This window comes from Streptomyces sp. NPDC088246, from assembly GCF_044741025.1.
In the GTDB taxonomy this organism is placed as follows: domain Bacteria; phylum Actinomycetota; class Actinomycetes; order Streptomycetales; family Streptomycetaceae; genus Streptomyces.
In genome coordinates, this window is sequence record NZ_JBIURV010000012.1 from 5,354 (window position 1) to 20,821 (window position 15,468).

The 15,468-nt window shown below is 69.0% G+C and carries 17 protein-coding genes and 1 pseudogene; 14 read left to right on the forward strand and 4 right to left on the reverse strand.

The annotated features are described in order from the left end of the window. From ACIPEK_RS18080 to htpX, 10 genes and pseudogenes are all read left to right on the forward strand, one after another. Window positions 1–319 (forward strand): annotated as a pseudogene (locus ACIPEK_RS18080) (hypothetical protein); the annotation flags it as partial. Next, a complete protein-coding gene (locus ACIPEK_RS18085) occupies window positions 316–1,284 on the forward strand; it encodes an NADH-quinone oxidoreductase subunit H (RefSeq protein WP_383074371.1) in 969 nt (322 codons plus the stop codon). The pseudogene ACIPEK_RS18080 and the gene ACIPEK_RS18085, both read left to right, overlap by 4 nt. Then, entirely contained in the window at window positions 1,284–1,919 is a 636-nt protein-coding gene (locus ACIPEK_RS18090) for a NuoI/complex I 23 kDa subunit family protein (RefSeq protein ID WP_401996940.1), read from the forward strand. Before ACIPEK_RS18085 ends, ACIPEK_RS18090 begins: the two co-directional genes overlap by 1 nt. Next, window positions 1,916–2,479, forward strand: a complete 564-nt coding sequence (locus tag ACIPEK_RS18095) for an NADH-quinone oxidoreductase subunit J (RefSeq protein WP_383074373.1) — start codon at window positions 1,916–1,918, stop codon at window positions 2,477–2,479. The genes ACIPEK_RS18090 and ACIPEK_RS18095 overlap by 4 nt, the downstream gene beginning before the upstream one ends. Further along, complete coding sequence (gene nuoK / locus ACIPEK_RS18100) at window positions 2,479–2,892, forward strand: NADH-quinone oxidoreductase subunit NuoK (protein ID WP_401996943.1); 414 nt, start codon at window positions 2,479–2,481, stop codon at window positions 2,890–2,892. The genes ACIPEK_RS18095 and nuoK overlap by 1 nt, the downstream gene beginning before the upstream one ends. After that, complete coding sequence (locus tag ACIPEK_RS18105) at window positions 2,889–4,889, forward strand: NADH-quinone oxidoreductase subunit L (RefSeq protein ID WP_401996946.1); 2,001 nt, start codon at window positions 2,889–2,891, stop codon at window positions 4,887–4,889. The genes nuoK and ACIPEK_RS18105 overlap by 4 nt, the downstream gene beginning before the upstream one ends. A gap of 27 nt (window positions 4,890–4,916) precedes the next feature. Beyond that, complete coding sequence (locus ACIPEK_RS18110) at window positions 4,917–6,491, forward strand: NuoM family protein (RefSeq protein WP_401997331.1); 1,575 nt, start codon at window positions 4,917–4,919, stop codon at window positions 6,489–6,491. Continuing rightward, the gene (locus ACIPEK_RS18115; RefSeq protein ID WP_401996949.1) at window positions 6,488–8,062 is read left to right on the forward strand and encodes an NADH-quinone oxidoreductase subunit N; all 1,575 of its coding nucleotides are present in this window, start codon (window positions 6,488–6,490) and stop codon (window positions 8,060–8,062) included. The genes ACIPEK_RS18110 and ACIPEK_RS18115 overlap by 4 nt, the downstream gene beginning before the upstream one ends. A gap of 97 nt (window positions 8,063–8,159) precedes the next feature. Continuing rightward, window positions 8,160–8,618, forward strand: coding sequence for a large conductance mechanosensitive channel protein MscL (gene mscL / locus ACIPEK_RS18120; RefSeq protein ID WP_327273543.1), 459 nt, complete (start codon window positions 8,160–8,162; stop codon window positions 8,616–8,618). 215 nt (window positions 8,619–8,833) lie between these two features. Beyond that, window positions 8,834–9,697 carry a zinc metalloprotease HtpX gene (htpX, locus tag ACIPEK_RS18125; protein ID WP_401996952.1) on the forward strand — a complete coding sequence of 288 codons (864 nt, stop codon included), beginning with the start codon at window positions 8,834–8,836 and terminating at the stop codon, window positions 9,695–9,697. Window positions 9,698–9,835: 138 nt separating this feature from the next. Here the strand turns inward: htpX and ACIPEK_RS18130 are convergent, their stop codons facing one another. Further along, window positions 9,836–9,979 (reverse strand): hypothetical protein, encoded by a 144-nt coding sequence (locus ACIPEK_RS18130; protein ID WP_401996955.1) that lies wholly within the window; start codon window positions 9,977–9,979, stop codon window positions 9,836–9,838. A 182-nt stretch (window positions 9,980–10,161) separates the two neighbouring features. On the opposite strand from ACIPEK_RS18130, the gene ACIPEK_RS18135 reads away from it, so the two are divergent. Both ACIPEK_RS18135 and ACIPEK_RS18140 read left to right on the forward strand, forming a co-directional pair. Continuing rightward, on the forward strand, window positions 10,162–10,944 hold the full coding sequence (locus tag ACIPEK_RS18135) for an integrase (protein WP_401996958.1): 783 nt from the start codon (window positions 10,162–10,164) through the stop codon (window positions 10,942–10,944). Between the two features lie 250 nt (window positions 10,945–11,194). After that, window positions 11,195–11,596 (forward strand): YccF domain-containing protein, encoded by a 402-nt coding sequence (locus ACIPEK_RS18140; RefSeq protein ID WP_383074384.1) that lies wholly within the window; start codon window positions 11,195–11,197, stop codon window positions 11,594–11,596. Between the two features lie 595 nt (window positions 11,597–12,191). On the opposite strand, the gene ACIPEK_RS18145 is transcribed toward ACIPEK_RS18140, so the two are convergent. Next, a complete protein-coding gene (locus ACIPEK_RS18145) occupies window positions 12,192–13,094 on the reverse strand; it encodes a hypothetical protein (RefSeq protein ID WP_401996961.1) in 903 nt (300 codons plus the stop codon). 164 nt (window positions 13,095–13,258) lie between these two features. Continuing rightward, the gene (locus ACIPEK_RS18150; RefSeq protein ID WP_401996964.1) at window positions 13,259–13,792 is read right to left on the reverse strand and encodes a hypothetical protein; all 534 of its coding nucleotides are present in this window, start codon (window positions 13,790–13,792) and stop codon (window positions 13,259–13,261) included. Window positions 13,793–14,058: 266 nt separating this feature from the next. Here ACIPEK_RS18150 and ACIPEK_RS18155 point away from each other — a divergent pair, with 266 nt between their 5' ends. Together ACIPEK_RS18155 and ACIPEK_RS18160 are read left to right on the forward strand one after the other, a co-directional pair. Then, complete coding sequence (locus ACIPEK_RS18155; RefSeq protein WP_401996967.1) at window positions 14,059–14,415, forward strand: hypothetical protein; 357 nt, start codon at window positions 14,059–14,061, stop codon at window positions 14,413–14,415. 106 nt (window positions 14,416–14,521) lie between these two features. Continuing rightward, window positions 14,522–14,794, forward strand: coding sequence for a GlsB/YeaQ/YmgE family stress response membrane protein (locus ACIPEK_RS18160; RefSeq protein ID WP_093897216.1), 273 nt, complete (start codon window positions 14,522–14,524; stop codon window positions 14,792–14,794). Here ACIPEK_RS18160 and ACIPEK_RS18165 read toward each other — a convergent pair. Further along, window positions 14,755–15,468: an alpha-ketoglutarate-dependent dioxygenase AlkB family protein gene (locus ACIPEK_RS18165; protein ID WP_401996970.1), complete on the reverse strand. Its 714-nt coding sequence runs from the start codon at window positions 15,466–15,468 to the stop codon at window positions 14,755–14,757. The genes ACIPEK_RS18160 and ACIPEK_RS18165 overlap by 40 nt on opposite strands.

Genomic DNA, 15,468 nt, shown 5'->3' on the forward strand with positions numbered 1-15,468 from the left:
CTTCGACACGACCGGAGGCCCGAAGGCGGAGCCCCCGGTTCGGGAAGAGGCGGGCAGGGGAGAGGCCCTGCGCGGCGACACCCCCGTCTCCGAGGCCATGCCCACCCCCGACACGACCGGAGGCCCGAAGGCGGAGCCCCCGGTTCGGGAAGAGGCGGGCAGGGGAGAGGCCCTGCGCGGCGACACCCCCGTCTCCGAGGCCACGCCCACCCCCGACACCACAGCCCCCACGGACACCCACGACCAGCCCGAGCCCCCGGCCCAGGACCCCGCACCCGAGCCGGCCCCCGACCGCCCCGCCGGAGGCGATACCGCGTGAACGACGCACTGGACGTCGCCCTCCGGCTCGTCATCGTCTTCGCCGTGTTCATGGTCCTCCCCCTCGTCGTGGGGCAGACCGAGCACAAGGTGATGGCCCATATGCAGGGCCGCCTCGGACCCATGTACGCGGGCGGCTTCCACGGCTGGGCCCAGCTCGTCGCGGACGGCGTGAAGTTCGCGCAGAAGGAAGACATCGTCCCGGCCGAGGCCGACCGCCGTATCTTCCAGCTCGCGCCGGCCGTCGCGCTGCTCCCGTACCTCCTCGTGCTCGTCGCCATCCCGATCGGCCCCAGCGAGGGCGCGGTCGGACAGCTCGTCGACGCGGGCATCTTCTTCGTGCTCGCCGTGATGGGCGTCGGAGTGCTCGGCTCGCTGATGGCGGGCTGGGCCTCGGCCAATAAGTTCTCCCTCCTCGGGGGCCTGCGCACCGCCGCCCAGCTGCTCGCGTACGAACTGCCGATGCTGCTCGCCGCCGCCTCCGTCGCGATGGCGGCAGGCACCGTCTCCCTCCCGGGCATCCTCAACGCCTTCGAGTGGTGGTGGCTGCCCTGGCAGATCGTCGGCGCCCTGGTCTTCTTCGTGGCCGGACTCGCCGAACTGCAGCGCCCGCCGTTCGACATGCCGGTCGCCGACTCGGAGATCATCTTCGGCGCGTACACCGAGTACACCGGCCTCCGTTTCGCGCTGTTCCTGCTCGCCGAGTACGCCGGCATCGTCGTCCTGTGCGGACTGACCACCGTCCTCTTCCTCGGCGGCTGGCACGGCCCGTTCGGCGCCGACGGACTCGGCTGGGTCTGGACGCTCCTCAAGGCCGCGGTCCTCGCCTTCGTCGTCATCTGGCTGCGCGTGAGCTACCCCCGGCTCCGGGAGGACCAGCTGCAGAAGCTCGCCTGGACCACCCTCATCCCGCTCGCTCTCGCGCAGATCGCGCTCACCGGCATCGTGAAGGTGGCGATCAACTGATGGCTGCATCGCTCCCGCCGTCATCGCGGCCCCGCATCCCCGGCTCAGGCCTGGCCAAGGGCCTGGCCGTCACCCTGCGGACGATGACGAAGAAGACGGTCACCGCGCAGTACCCGGACGTCCAGCCCGAGCTTCCGCCCCGCTCCCGCGGTGTCATCGCCCTGTTCGAGGAGAACTGCACGGTCTGCATGCTCTGCGCCCGTGAGTGCCCGGACTGGTGCATCTACATCGACTCCCACAAGGAGACGGTGCCCGCCGCCACCCCGGGCGGGCGCGAGCGCAGCCGCAACGTCCTCGACCGCTTCGCGATCGACTTCTCACTCTGTATGTACTGCGGTATCTGTATCGAGGTGTGTCCCTTCGACGCACTGTTCTGGTCGCCGGAGTTCGAGTACGCGGAGACGGACATCCTCGAACTCACTCATGAGCGCGACAAGCTCCGCGAATGGATGTGGACGGTGCCGGAACCGCCCGCACTCGACCCTGGCGCCGAGGAGCCGAAGGAGATTGCCGCCGCCCGCAAGACGGCGGAGAAACTCGAAGCCCAGCGCGCCAAGGAGGCGCAGGAAGCCCAGCAGGCCCAGCAGGCCGAAGAGACCCAGCAGGTTCAGAGGGAAGAAGAGGGGGAGGAGTGACACTCGCAGCCGCCGCGGCCCACTCCGCCCACTCCGGCTTCCTCTCCCCGACCGGCATCGAGATCGCTTTCGTCCTCGTCGGCATTGCCACTCTCGGCGCAGCCCTCGTCACGGTCACGACCAAGCAACTGGTGCATGCCGCGCTCTGGCTGGTCGTGGCGCTCGGCGGTCTCGCCGTCGAGTACCTCCTGCTCACCGCGGAGTTCATCGCCTGGGTGCAGGTACTGATCTACGTCGGTTCCGTGGTCGTTCTCCTTCTCTTCGGGCTGATGCTCACCAAGGCCCCCATCGGCCGCTCCCCGGACGCCGACTCGGGTAACCGCTGGGCGGCCCTCGGTGTGGCGGTCGCCGCCGCCGGCACGCTCGTCTGGGTCGTCGTCGACGCCTTCCGTGCCACCTGGATCGACCTGGACGGACCGGCCCAGGGCTCCACCGAGGTGACCGGCGCCTTCCTCTTCCGGCACTGGGTGCTGCCGTTCGAAGCACTCTCCGTCCTGCTGCTCGCCGCCCTCGTCGGCGCGATCGTCCTGTCCCGCAAGCGCAGTAAGGAGCAGAGCTGATGCACCTCGCCTATCCCGCCGTGCTCGCCGCCCTCCTCTTCTGCACCGGGCTGTACGGAGTGCTCGCCCGACGCAACGCGATCCTGGTCCTGATGTCCGTCGAGCTGATGCTCAACGCCGTCAACCTCAACCTGGTCGCCTTCGACGTCTGGCTCCGCGACACCCTGCACTCCGGCCAGGCCCTCACCCTCTTCACCATCGCCATCTCGGCGGCGGAGATCGGGATCGGCCTGGCGATCGTCCTCGCCGTCCACCGCAACCGCGGCAGCTCGGACGTCGACCGCCTCCGCGACACTGCCGAGACCGACGCCGCCGAAACCCTCCCCGACGACGCGGCCGACGAGACCCACGGCACTGAAGACCAGGCCACTGCTCCGGCAGGGAAGGCAAAGAAGGCAGAGGCCACCGCGTGACCACCACGACCCTCGCCGTCCTCGTCCCCCTCCTTCCGTTCCTGGGCGCCGCGGCCGGTCTCCTGCTCGGACGCATCGCCCCCGGATACGTACGCCCCCTCGCCGTACTGCCCACCCTCGCCGCGTTCGTGCTCGCCGTCGTCGTCGCCTCGGACCAGGGCGGCGGCCGGGCCATCGACGCTGCGACCAGGCTCACCCCCACCGGCTCGGTCCCGATCGACCTCGCCCTGCACCTCGACGGTTTCGCGGTCCTCGTCGCCGTCCTGGTCGGGCTCGTCGCGACCTGTGTGCAGATCTACTCGACCGCCTACCTGCGCGACGACCCCCGCTACCCCTCGTACGCGGCTCTCGTCTCCCTCTTCACCGCCGCGATGCTGCTCGTCGTCTACTCCGGCGACCTGATGGTGCTCCTGGTCGGCTGGGAGATCATGGGCATCTGCTCGTACTTCCTCGTCGGCCACTACTGGGAGACGCCCGAAGCGCGCGCCGCCTCCCTCAAGGCCTTCCTGGTAACCAAGCTCGGCGACGTCCCCTTCCTGATCGGTCTGTTCGCGCTCGCCGCAGATACCGGCACGTTCCGCATCACCGGCATCCTGGGCGCCGTCGCGAACGGCGGCCTGGACCACCCCACCGTCGTAGCCCTGCTGCTCCTCGCGGGTGTCGCGGGCAAGTCCGCGCAGTTCCCCCTGCACACCTGGCTGCCCGACGCGATGGCCGGCCCCACCCCCGTCTCCGCGCTGATCCACGCCGCGACGATGGTCGCCGCCGGTATCTACTTCGTGGCCCGGCTCCTTCCCGTCTTCGCCCAGTCCGGCGCGGCCCTCGTCGTCCTCGCCGTCATGGCGGCGATCACGATGATCGGCTCGGGACTCGCCGCCCTCGCCCAGGACGACATCAAACGCGTCCTCGCCTACTCGACGATCGGCCAGCTCGGTTACATGTCCGGCGCGCTGGCCGTCGGCGACCGCGGTGCCGCCGTCTTCCACCTCCTCTCCCACGGTGCGTTCAAGGCCGTCCTCTTCCTCGCGGCGGGCGTCGTCATCCACGCCGCCGGGACCAACTCGCTGGCCGCCATGTCCCGTATGGGCGGCCTGGTCAAGCGCATCCCGGACGCCTACTGGACGATGACCGTCGCCCTCCTCGCGCTCGCCGCCATCCCGCCGTTCGCCGGCTTCTTCTCCAAGGAAGCCGTCCTCGTCGCCGCCGAGCACACCGCATTCGGGGAACGGCACGTCGCCCCGGCCGCCGCCGGCTGGACCGTCCTCGTCGCCGGACTGCTCGCCGCCGTCCTCACCGCCGCGTACGCCACCCGCCTCTGGCTCCTCGCCTTCCGGGGCCGCGGCGCCGAGGCCCCCGACCACGGCAGGCAGCCCGTCGCGATGACCGCCGTCCTCTGGGTGCTCGCCGTCCCCACCATCGCCTTCGGACTGACCGTCGGCGCGATCACCGACTGGTTCGACGGCCACAGCCTCACCCCGTCCGTGACCACCGCTGTCCTCTCCACGGGCGTCGGCCTCGTCGGCGGCCTCGTCACCTACGGCGCCTGGCGCCACACCTCGGCGCTCGCCGCCCGCACCCCCGTCGGCACCGTCGTCGCCCACCCCGACGCCGAACCCGCCCTCGTCGAGGCCCAGGCCCTCTCGGCGCACACCGCCGCCTACGGCGCCTACGGCGACGCCCCCGACCCGGCCGACCCCGGCCGCCTGCTGCTCGGCCGGCTCCACCGCCACGCCGCCGCCGGCTTCCACCTGGACGCCCTGTACACGACCCTGTTCGTCCGCCCCGTCCAGGCCGCGGCGAGCCTCGTCCGTTTCCTGGACCGCGAGGTCGTCGACACCTACGTACGGGGCTCCGGCACCGGCGCACGCTGGCTCGGCACCGCCGTCCGCCGCGCCCAGACCGGCAATGTGCAGACCTACCTCAGCGCACTGCTCGCCGGTTCCCTGGTCCTGGCGATCGCCGCCGTCGTCTTTGCCAACGTCAACGCCGGGTCGTGAGCCATGATCGATATCAGCGAATCCGTGATGCACTTCCTTCTCGCGTTCATCGTCGTCGCCCCGCTCATCGGCGCCGTGGCCGCCCTTCTGCCGGCCCCGCCCGGACTGAAGGGAACCAGCCCCGACCAGGCCGTGCTCCGCCACGGCGTGACCGTCACCGGTGCGATCCTCATCGCCGCGATCGTGCTGGCCGCCGGCTTCGACCACGACCACCCGTCGAAGATGCAGGCCACCACCGACATCAGCTGGATCCCGGCGCTCGACGTCCGCATCCACCTCGGCATCGACGGCATCTCGCTCCCCCTTCTCGTACTGACCGCGCTGCTGACCTTCCTCTGCGCGCTCTACAGCTACTTCAAGATGCAACATCAGCGGCTGACGCCGCGGGCTGAAGGCCCCTCCCCGAAGGCCTTCGTCGCACTCATCCTCGTCCTGGAGTCCGGCACCCTCGCGACCTTCGCCGTCCTCGATCTGCTGCTGTTCTTCCTGGCGTTCGAGATGGTGCTCATCCCGATGTACTTCCTCATCGCCCGCTGGGGCGGTGCGCAGAAGCAGGCTGCCGCCTGGAAGTTCATCCTCTACACGCTGCTCGGCTCGGTGATCATGCTGCTGGGCCTGCTCCTCATCGGACTGAAGAGCGGCACCTTCGACATGGTGGCACTCGCCACTGACAACGGCCGTGGGCTCACCTCGTCCGTGCAGGTCATCGCCGTTCTGGCGATCGGCATCGGGCTCGCCGTGAAGACCCCGATGTGGCCCCTGCACAGCTGGCTCCCGGACGCCCACACCGCCGCCCCGACCGTCGGCTCGGTCCTGCTCGCGGGCGTCCTGCTGAAGATGGGTACGTACGGATTCGTCCGCATCCTGCTCCCCATCACCCCCGACGGCATGCACACCTTCGCGCCCTACCTCGCTGCCTTCGCGGTCGTCGGCATCGTCTACGGATCGCTCGCCTGCCTGGCGCTGGCCCGCCCAGGCTCCAAGGGCGACCTCAAGCGCCTGATCGCGTACTCCTCCGTCGGGCACATGGGCTTCGTACTCCTCGGCATCGCGAGCATGACCCCCACCGGAGTCAACGGCGCGCTCTTCGCCAACATCGCCCACGGTCTCATCACCGGCCTGCTCTTCTTCCTGGTCGGCGCGGTCAAGGAGCGGTACGGCACCGCCGACCTCGACACCCTCTCCGGCGCCACCGGGGCCGCGCTCTACGGCCGCGCCCCCCGCCTCGGCGGCCTCCTCGCCTTCGCCGCCGTCGCCTCCCTGGGCCTGCCCGGGCTCGCCGGGTTCTGGGGCGAGATGCTCGCCCTGTTCGGCTCCTTCGACCCCGCCGACGGCCTCAGCCGCCCCGCCTTCCTCACTTTCATGTCGATCGCCGCGTTCGGCACCCTGCTCACCGCCGCGTACATGCTGATCGTCGTACGCCGGGTCTGCATGGGTGAGAAGCGGGCAGAGCCGCAGCAGCTCGCCGACATCCAGACGTACGAATTGGCCGCCTGGACCCCGCTCGTCGCCCTCACCGTTCTCGCCGGACTGTGGCCCGCCGTCCTCCTCGGCCTCACCGACCCGGCCGTGCAGAAGCTCCTCGCAGGAGGCAAGTCGTGACCACAGCCGTCGTCACCCCGGGCGTCGTCACCACAGCGGCCGACAGCACCACCAGCCTCGTCCAGTCCGTCGACTGGCTCGCGATCGCGCCCCCGGTCGTCGTCGCGGCCGTCGCTCTGATCGTCCTGGTCGCCGACCTCTTCCTCCCCGCAGAGCGCAAGCAGCTCCTCGGCTGGGTCACCATGGCCGGACTCGTCGCCGCACTCGCCCTTCTCGTCCCACTGCGCGACGGAGACCACTCCACCTTCTGCCTCACCGCGGCAACCACCGGCACCGGTGCCCCCGGGGCCTGCAGCTACACCGCCGACCACTTCGCCCTCGTCATCCAGGCACTCGTACTCGGCGGCGCCCTGCTGACCGCCCTGCTCTCCCTCGGCGACATCCGTAGGTTCCCCGCGGGCGAGTTCTGGTTCCTCCTGCTGTCCTCCGCGTCCGGCGCCGCGCTCCTGCCCGCCGCCCGCGACCTCGCCACCCTCGTCGTCGCCCTCGAACTCGCCTCGCTGCCCGCCTTCGCCCTCGTCGGCATCAAGCGCGGCGACAGGCGCTCCTCCGAAGCCGCGCTGAAGTTCTTCCTCTCCTCCGTCGTCGCGACCGCCGTCATGCTGCTCGGCGTCAGCTTCGTGTACGCCACCACCGGCACCCTGCACCTCACGGAGATCGCCGCCCGGCTCGACGACGTACCCGGTCAGCTCGACACCCTCGCCCAGGCGGGTGTGGTCCTCACCCTGGTCGGCTTCGCCTTCAAGACGGCCGCGGCGCCCTTCCACTTCTGGGTTCCCGACACCTACGTCGGCGCACCCCTGCCGGTCGCCGCCTACCTCTCGGTCGTCGGCAAGGCGGTCGGCTTCTCCGGGCTCATCCTCGTCACCGTGATCGCGTTCCCGGCGTACGCCGACGTCTGGGGACCGGCCCTCGCCGTCCTCGCCGCGCTCACCATGACGACCGGCAACGTCGCCGCCCTGCGCCAGAACGCCACCCGCGCCCGCAGCGCCGTGCGCCTGCTCGCCTGGTCGTCCGTCGCCCAGGCCGGCTACCTCCTGGTGCCGATCGCCGCCGCCGCGTACTCCAGCGACGAGCACATCGGCTCCACCGTCGCGTACGCCCTCATGTACGCCGTCGTGAACCTCGGCGCATTCGCGGTCGCGGCCCTCGTCGCGCGTACGAACCCCGGAAACCGGATCTCCGACTACCGCGGCCTGTACGCCACCCGCCCCCTGACCGCCCTCGCGATGGCCTTCTTCCTGCTCTGCCTGGCCGGCCTGCCGCCCGGCATCGTCGGCCTCTTCGCCAAGGTCACGGTCTTCTCCGCGGCCGTCGACGCGGGACTCGGCTGGCTCGCCGTCGTCATGGCCGTCAATGTCGTGATCGCGCTCTACTACTACCTGCAGTGGACCGCGGCGCTCTTCCGCGCTCCGGAAGAGACCGCGGCGGACGAGGCCGCACCCGCCCCCACCAGGCACCGCGTCCCGGCCTCCCTCACCGCCGCGATCGCCCTCACCGCAGTCGTCGGCGTCGTACTCTCCGGTGCCCCGCAGACGGTCCTCAGGTTCGCCGCCGTCAATCTCTTCTGATGTACGCAAGATCGGTTTGCCCGGGACGGCCCGTACAGGGCAAGGTCATGCCCGCACATCCCCACGAACGTACGCATGTCCCAGAGGAGCAAGAGCAGTGCTGAACGGGTTCAAGGACTTCATCCTGCGCGGAAACGTCATCTCCATGGCCATCGGGCTGGCCGTCGGAGCCGCGTTCACCGCAGTCGTCACCGGATTCAGCACCGCCTTCATCACCCCGCTGATCGGCCTCGCAACCGGTTCCGTCGGAGACTTCAGCGCGGCGGAGTTCTCGATCGAGGGCGCCATCTTCCCGTACGGGAAGTTCCTCGCCGCCGCCATCGCCTTCCTGATCACCGCGGCGGTGCTCTACTTCTGCGTCGTCGTCCCCATGACGAAGGTCCAGAACCGCTTCTCCAAGGCGGACGAGAAGGTCGACATCAAGGCCGCCGTGCGCGACTGCCCCCGCTGCTACACCGAGATCCCGGCCATCGCCTCCCGCTGCGCCCACTGCACCAGCGAGATCAAGCCGGACCCCGAGGCCCTCGCACTCGCCGGCCTCCCCGCCCAGCGCTGAGCCGCCCGGCGCCGACCGGCACACGCAGATCCCTCCACCCGTACGGCCCAGGGCCTGATCCGGCCGCCAATGCCGGACAGGCCCTGTCCCCGCGGCCGCGCGCACAAGGGAACTAGCTCTCCTCGCCTGGCGTTGACCAGTACGGGAGGCTCCACTGAGGGAGTGGAGACCACCAAGCAAAGGGTTCCCCTGCCGCACCACTTGGAGGGCGTACCGTGCACCGCCGGCACAACGGGCTGAGAACCGCCGTACTCCTCGGGGGCCTGTCCGCACTCATCATCGTCATCGGAAGCTTCTTCGGACGTACAGGCCTGATCGTCGCGCTCCTCGTAGCCGTCGGCACCAACGCCTACGCGTACTGGAACAGCGACAAGCTGGCGCTCAGGGCCATGCGCGCCCGCCCCGTCAGCGAATTCGAGGCGCCACAGCTCTACCGCATGGTCCGCGAGCTCTCAACAGCAGCCCGCCAGCCCATGCCCCGGCTCTACATCTCCCCGACACAGGCGCCCAACGCCTTCGCCACCGGCCGCAATCCGCGCAACGCGGCGGTCTGTTGCACCGAGGGCATCCTGCAGATTCTGGACGAGCGAGAGCTGCGCGGAGTCCTCGGCCACGAGCTGAGCCATGTCTACAACCGCGACATCCTGATCTCGTCCGTCGCCGGAGCGCTCGCCTCCGTCGTCATGTTCCTGGTCAACTTCGCCTGGCTGATCCCGGTGGGCCGGTCCGACGACGACGAGGGCCCCGGCATCCTCGGCATGCTGCTGATCATGATCCTCGGCCCGCTGGCCGCCTCCGTCATCCAACTGGCCGTAAGCCGCTCCCGCGAATACGAGGCGGATGCCTCGGGCGCCCAGCTGACCGGCGACCCACTGGCCCTCGCCAGCGCCCTGCGGAAGCTCGAAGCCGGTACGAAACAGCTCCCTCTGCCCCCCGAGCCGAGGATCGAGACCGCGAGCCACATGATGATCGCGAATCCTTTCCGCCCCGGCCAGGGCATCTCCAAGATGTTCTCGACACACCCGCCGATGGCGGAGCGCATCGCACGCCTGGAGCGGATGGCAGGTCGTCATCAGTGAGGACGATCCGTGCGGACGCCCCTAGGAGACCGCTGAAGATCTTGCTCCGGCCGCCCGGCTCATCCCGGATTGCCGGTAAATGTCAATCGCCATGAACCAGGGCAAGTCGGGCACGACTTCAAGATCTTCAGGACACTTCTAGTGGAAGTCGGAGAAGAGCAGACCGAAGAAAATCCACAGGGGGATACCGAGCACAGCGAGCACAGCGATCGCCAGCCCGGCCAGGCAGCCGCACCCCGTCAGCCGGTTGCTGGTCCTCGCGTACTCATCGTCGTCCCCCACACCGTCATCGAACCGCATCCCCTGCCAGGGCACGACGACAGCTCCCAGGACCTGTCTGACAGATGCTCATGGGGCCCGACGCGTCTGCACGGCAGCAGATGTGTGCGCCCCGAGCGCGCCAGCGGTCGTCAATGTCGACGCGTTGACCGGCGGGAGGGCGGCGGCAGGGCATGCGGGTGACAATGACGAGCACTGCGGCGCGGACCGGCCGCGCGAACGAGGACTTCACCGGCGCCCTGCCGACGGCAGCGGTGCTGATCGACGGCGCCGGCATCTCCGGTACCGAATCGATCTGCCGGCACGGCGTGGCCTGGTACGCCGGCCGTCTGGGAGGCAGCCTCCTCGGCCTCCTGTCACTCGTACGGGACCGCAGTCTTCCGGCGCTGCTCGCCGAGGCCATCAAGCAGGTGACGGACGATCACCGGGACACCTGCGACGTCGCCGACCCCATCAGTCCGTCGGCAACCGTAGCCGTCCTGCGCCTGTACGACGGCCTCATCGAGTACGTGGTGCTCGGTGACTCGACCCTCGTGCTCGACAGAGCAGACGGCGGGCCGCTCGTCGTCTCCGATCCCCGGGAGGTCGTCATCAGCCGGCCGTACCGGTCCGCGCTCGAGGCCGCCACCGAGGGGACCGATGAGTACCACCGAGTCCTCCGGGACCTGCGCGCCAACCGGAACCAGCCGGGCGGCTTCTGGGTGGCCAAGGACGACCCACGGGCGGCGGACGAGGCGATCACCGGAAGCTGTCCGATCTCCGAGCTGACCGGTGCCGTCCTGCTCAGCAATGGAGCCAGCCGCATCGTGGACCGGTTCCGGCTCGCCGACTGGCCGGAGGTCATGACGGTCCTGGCGTCGAGCGGACCCGCCGAAATCATCCGCCGTGTCCGACAGGCGGAGGCCCGCCACGCGGTGGCGGCGGACGACGCGACGATCGCACACTGCACCGGCCTCGGCGAGGCCTGACCGCCGCCGGCGGAGTGCGCCCGGCTGCCTGGCGTGGTAGCACCTACTGCCGTCGGCGCCCCTGGGGGCTGTGATGGACGGCCTGGGGCCTGGCCGATCATCGATCCTCAGCGAGGTGATGCCGAACGGATTCGCTCCTCGACTCTCCGGATCGGGCCACAAGCCCTATTCGGTTCCGTCTGTCCGTCGCCAGGACCGATACTGGCTCTGAGCAGCGCTGACAAGTGGAACTCATGGGAGGCTAGTGATCATGAAGCTTCTGCAGTTGATCCTGAACGTCTTGTGGGTGGTGTTCTGTGGGTTCTGGATGGCCCTTGGGTACCTGCTCGCTGCAATCATCTGCTTCGTGTTGATTGTGACAATTCCATTTGGCATTGCCTCCTTGAGGATCGCGGGCTACGTGCTGTGGCCGTTCGGGCGGACCACCGTGGAGCGGCCCGACGCGGGGGCGCCCTCATGCGTCGGCAACGTGATCTGGCTCGTCTTCGCCGGGTGGTGGCTCGCACTGGGGCACCTGATCACGAGCATCCCGCTGTTCGTGTCGATCATCGGAATCCCCTTCGGCTGGGCAAACCTGAAGATGATCCCCATCTCGCTCATGCCGCTGGGCCGAGAGGTGGTCACGACCGACGAAGCGTTCGGAGCACGGTGACGTCGAAGGTCTCTCGCTGCTCATCGCGGTACCCAACAGCCCCCGGCATCAATGCCGGGGGCTGTCGTATTCCCGAACCCCACGCCTGGCCGGCCGCCCGGGGCCAGGACCTCAGCCGGGGCGAATGGCGGTGCAACTGATGGTCAGTCGACGGAGGGGGAGGTCTCTTCCGGCGTCTCCATGCCAACGTCTGTTCTCCACTCTGGGGACTGCGCGTTGGGCGTGGACACATCCGGTTCACCGCCGATCTACGAGGTGGAGTGCACGTCCTGTCACGAGAGCTGCGACGCATCCAACGATGCAGATCCTGCCGGGCGAGACCAGCCGTGCATCCGGCATGCGCGGGAGACGGACCACACGAGGTCAGTGAGTCAGCCGGGGTGAAGCCGAATGGGCATTCCTCGTAGTCAGGCTTCGCGATGACGGGAGGTGGGGCGACGCGTCTGCTCTGTAGGCGTCGAACCTGGCCGTTGCGCATGCGACGGTCAGGCAACGTCTGATTGAAACCCGATGCGGGCAGTCGAGACCTGTCCCTGATCACTCATGCTTCCTGGCGCTGAGGGCGTGACTTCGCGATGGCGTCGGGGCAGGGGCGTCACACGTCAGTCGTTCTCCTACCATGTCGGCGGCGGACGCGGACGCCGGCGATCAGGAGGGCGGTACACAGCAGGAGGATCCCCGGGACCAGCGTTTTGAGCTCGACACCGCCGGACGCTTCGGCGTCCACGGCTGCTGCCGGGGAAATGCCGTGGGTGTGCGGGAACTTGATCTTCGCGTGGAACTTCTTGACGATCAGTCCGCTTTTCAGTTCAAGGGTGGCCTTCCAGGGGCCGTCGGCTACTTGGTCGGTTACCGGAATCCTCACCGGCTCGGACTGACGGGGTGCCAGGCTTGTGCCCAGCTGTACCTGGTAAGGCCCCGCGCTCAGACTCCCCGACACCGAAGAGAGCTTCAGGGTGCCGGACAGATCCAGAGCGCGGCCCCCGGTGTTGAAGACCTGGGCACGCACGATCGCGCGCCCATCCGAGCCGCGTTCGGCCGTCATCGTGCGCGCGGTGAAGTTCGGGGCCGGAGGGTTGTGACCGCCGACTGACAGATACACCCTGATGCCGGTACGGCTCACCAGCGCGACGCCGCCCCCTTCACCGCCGGTGACTTGCGCCCAGACCACGGCATACCTCTCGCCCGGGGCCGCGTCTTTGGGCACTGCGATCGTCACGGTGTCGCGGGCGGTGTCGTGGGCGGGAACATCGAGCGTCCTGTGTTTCAGCGTCGTCCAGGTCGAGAGGTCATTCCTCGTGGTTCCGGCTGCCCCCACGAAGGAGCCGTGTGTGATGGTGGCGGCGGCCGGATACACATCGACGTGCAGGGTGGAATCGGTGGTGTTCAGCACTTCGATGCGGCGGTGCACGATTGTGCCCGGCGTCAGATTGTCGACGATGTAGTGCCGTGCTCGCGGATCGTCGATCAGGTCGGCCGGGATATCCACGAGACGCACGCCTACGCTCCCCCGGCCGGAGTCCGGCGATCGTTCCTGAGCCGCTGCGTCGGCCGCAGGGGAAGCGGCGCCGGTGGTCGCGATGAATACCGCGGCCACCAGAGCCGACACGGAAATGAAACTGCGCATGACGGGGACCCCCCCTGGTGATTTCGGTGCTGTGATCAGGCCACGGAATGGGTGATCGTCGAGCTGTAGGTGCCGGCCAGGGCGTCCGCCGGGACCGTGACGGAGATGGTCGGGTTCCAGACGGCGGTGTTGATCCCGGATACCGAGGTAGCGGTCTGCACGGGGCCCGGCGGGTACAGGGGATTCAGGTTGCTGGCGTTGACGGTGGCGGTGCCGGTGACTGTGGCAGATGGAGTGTTGTAGCTGCTGGAGCCGGGGGCGGAGACCGAGATGTTCTGGGGCCCCGTGAAGTCGGTTCCGTTCGCGGTGACGACCCAGCCCGTCGTACCGCCCCGATTGTCCGTCACGGTGACGTTCCCGAGCTGTGCGCTGACCGTCTGGGGGGAACTGCTGGCGGCGACCGTTCCCAGACTCACAGGCCCTGTCGGCACGGTGATGTCGATGGTGCCGGTGGTGACCGAGAGCGTCACCGGAGTGGTTCCGCTCTGATCGGCCGATGCCGGTAGGGGGTAGGCCAGAGCCGTCGCCAGGCCGACTGCGAGTGAAGCGGCCGCGATACTTCTGCGCATCTTGATCCTCCATCGGGGGGTCACAGGTGCAGGTGTAATTCACCTCCCCTCCGCTATCGGCAGAAGACCGCGTTCATGATCGCCCTCTTTGCCATTTTCACCGAATCGGCTCATTCGCTCTTTAGGATGCTTTTTACGACACTCCGCGGCTTTGCCCAGTGGGCCGTGTTGTGAGCTGCCAGGGGGGACGCGGGATGGCCCAACTGCCACACCGTCCCGTTCCATGGGCCGTGTGCTCAGGTGATGTCCCGGCAAACAGCGTGAACATGTCCGCGCCGATCCGCGAACGGGCCCCGGACGGGGAGGAGTCCGTCGACGCGCAGTATCTCGCCCACCGTCGGAGCGCGACCGAGGAGGGCGAGTGGCCGTGGCCGGAGGGCGTGCTGCCGATATGCAGCCCGGGCTGTGGGATGTACTCCTGCGTGGACTGCCGCAGCGAACACACCACGGTGCTGCTCTTCGAGCCGAACGCCGACGAGCCGGAGCACGCCTGGTACGTGGACCAGCCCGGCCTCGCCCGGTGGCTGCGCAGCTGGCTGGACGGCACCGCGTGGTACTCCGAGGAGTCCGAGGACGAAGGGGCCGACATGGCGCCCTGGCCGGATTTCAGCGCCCGCGTATGACCCATGGACGGGCAGGTGTGCCCCGTTCGCGGACCGCGCACCGCAACCGCCCGACCGGCAGGAACGTCTTGGATTCCAAGACCGAGTGACGGGTAGGTTCGCACGCATGAGCATCATTGGCTGGATCATTCTCGGACTGCTTGCCGGCGCCATCGCCAAGGTCCTGCTCCCGGGCCGAGACCCGGGCGGCCTGGTCGGCACCACCCTCATAGGGATCATCGGTGCCTTCCTCGGCGGCTGGATATCGTCGCGCTTCCTCGACCGACCGATCTCCAACGACTTCTACGACACGGCCACTTGGGTCGCGGCCATCGGCGGTTCGCTGGTCCTGCTGATCGTCTACCGGCTGCTCTTCGGGAACTCCCGCGAACGCCGCTGACGTCCGTCAGCGCCTGGCGTGCCCAACCCGGTCTCGCGCAGGGTCAGATTGAGCCGGCCACGGCTGATCCCCGTCGCAGGACCGGCCGTCCCCGGACGGACCTTCGGTACACCGTGGAACGCGAAGCGTGAAGGCCCGCCGAAGACGAACAGGTCACCGGAGGCCAGCTCCACATCCGTATAGGGCTTTCCGCGGTTCTCCGTGTTCCCGAAGCGGAAGACACAGGTGTCGCCGATGCTGAGTGACACCACCGGAGCGCCGGACCGCTCCTCCTTGTCCTGGTGCATGCCCATCCGCGCCGCGCCGTCGTAGAAGTTGATGAGGGCGGCGTCCGGCGCGTACATCCGGGCCGTGCTCTCGTCCCCGTACGCCTCTGCCAGCGCCTCCCGCCCCAACTCCGCCAGCCAGACGGGAAAATCGGCGACCCGCGCACCGTTCACATCGTCGGCCGTGCGTGAATACCGGTACGGCTGCCAGTGCCACCCCAGGCAGACCGTCTGTACGGACATCACCCCGCCACCCGGCACCACCGTGTGCCGCAACGGCACGGGCCCGCGCACCCATTCCCGGCAGGCCGCCACCAACTCCCGTTGGCGCTCCGGCGGAAGCCAATCGGGCACATGCACGGCCCCCGGCGCGACGACGGCCCGCGACCTCGGAAAGAGCCCGGACAT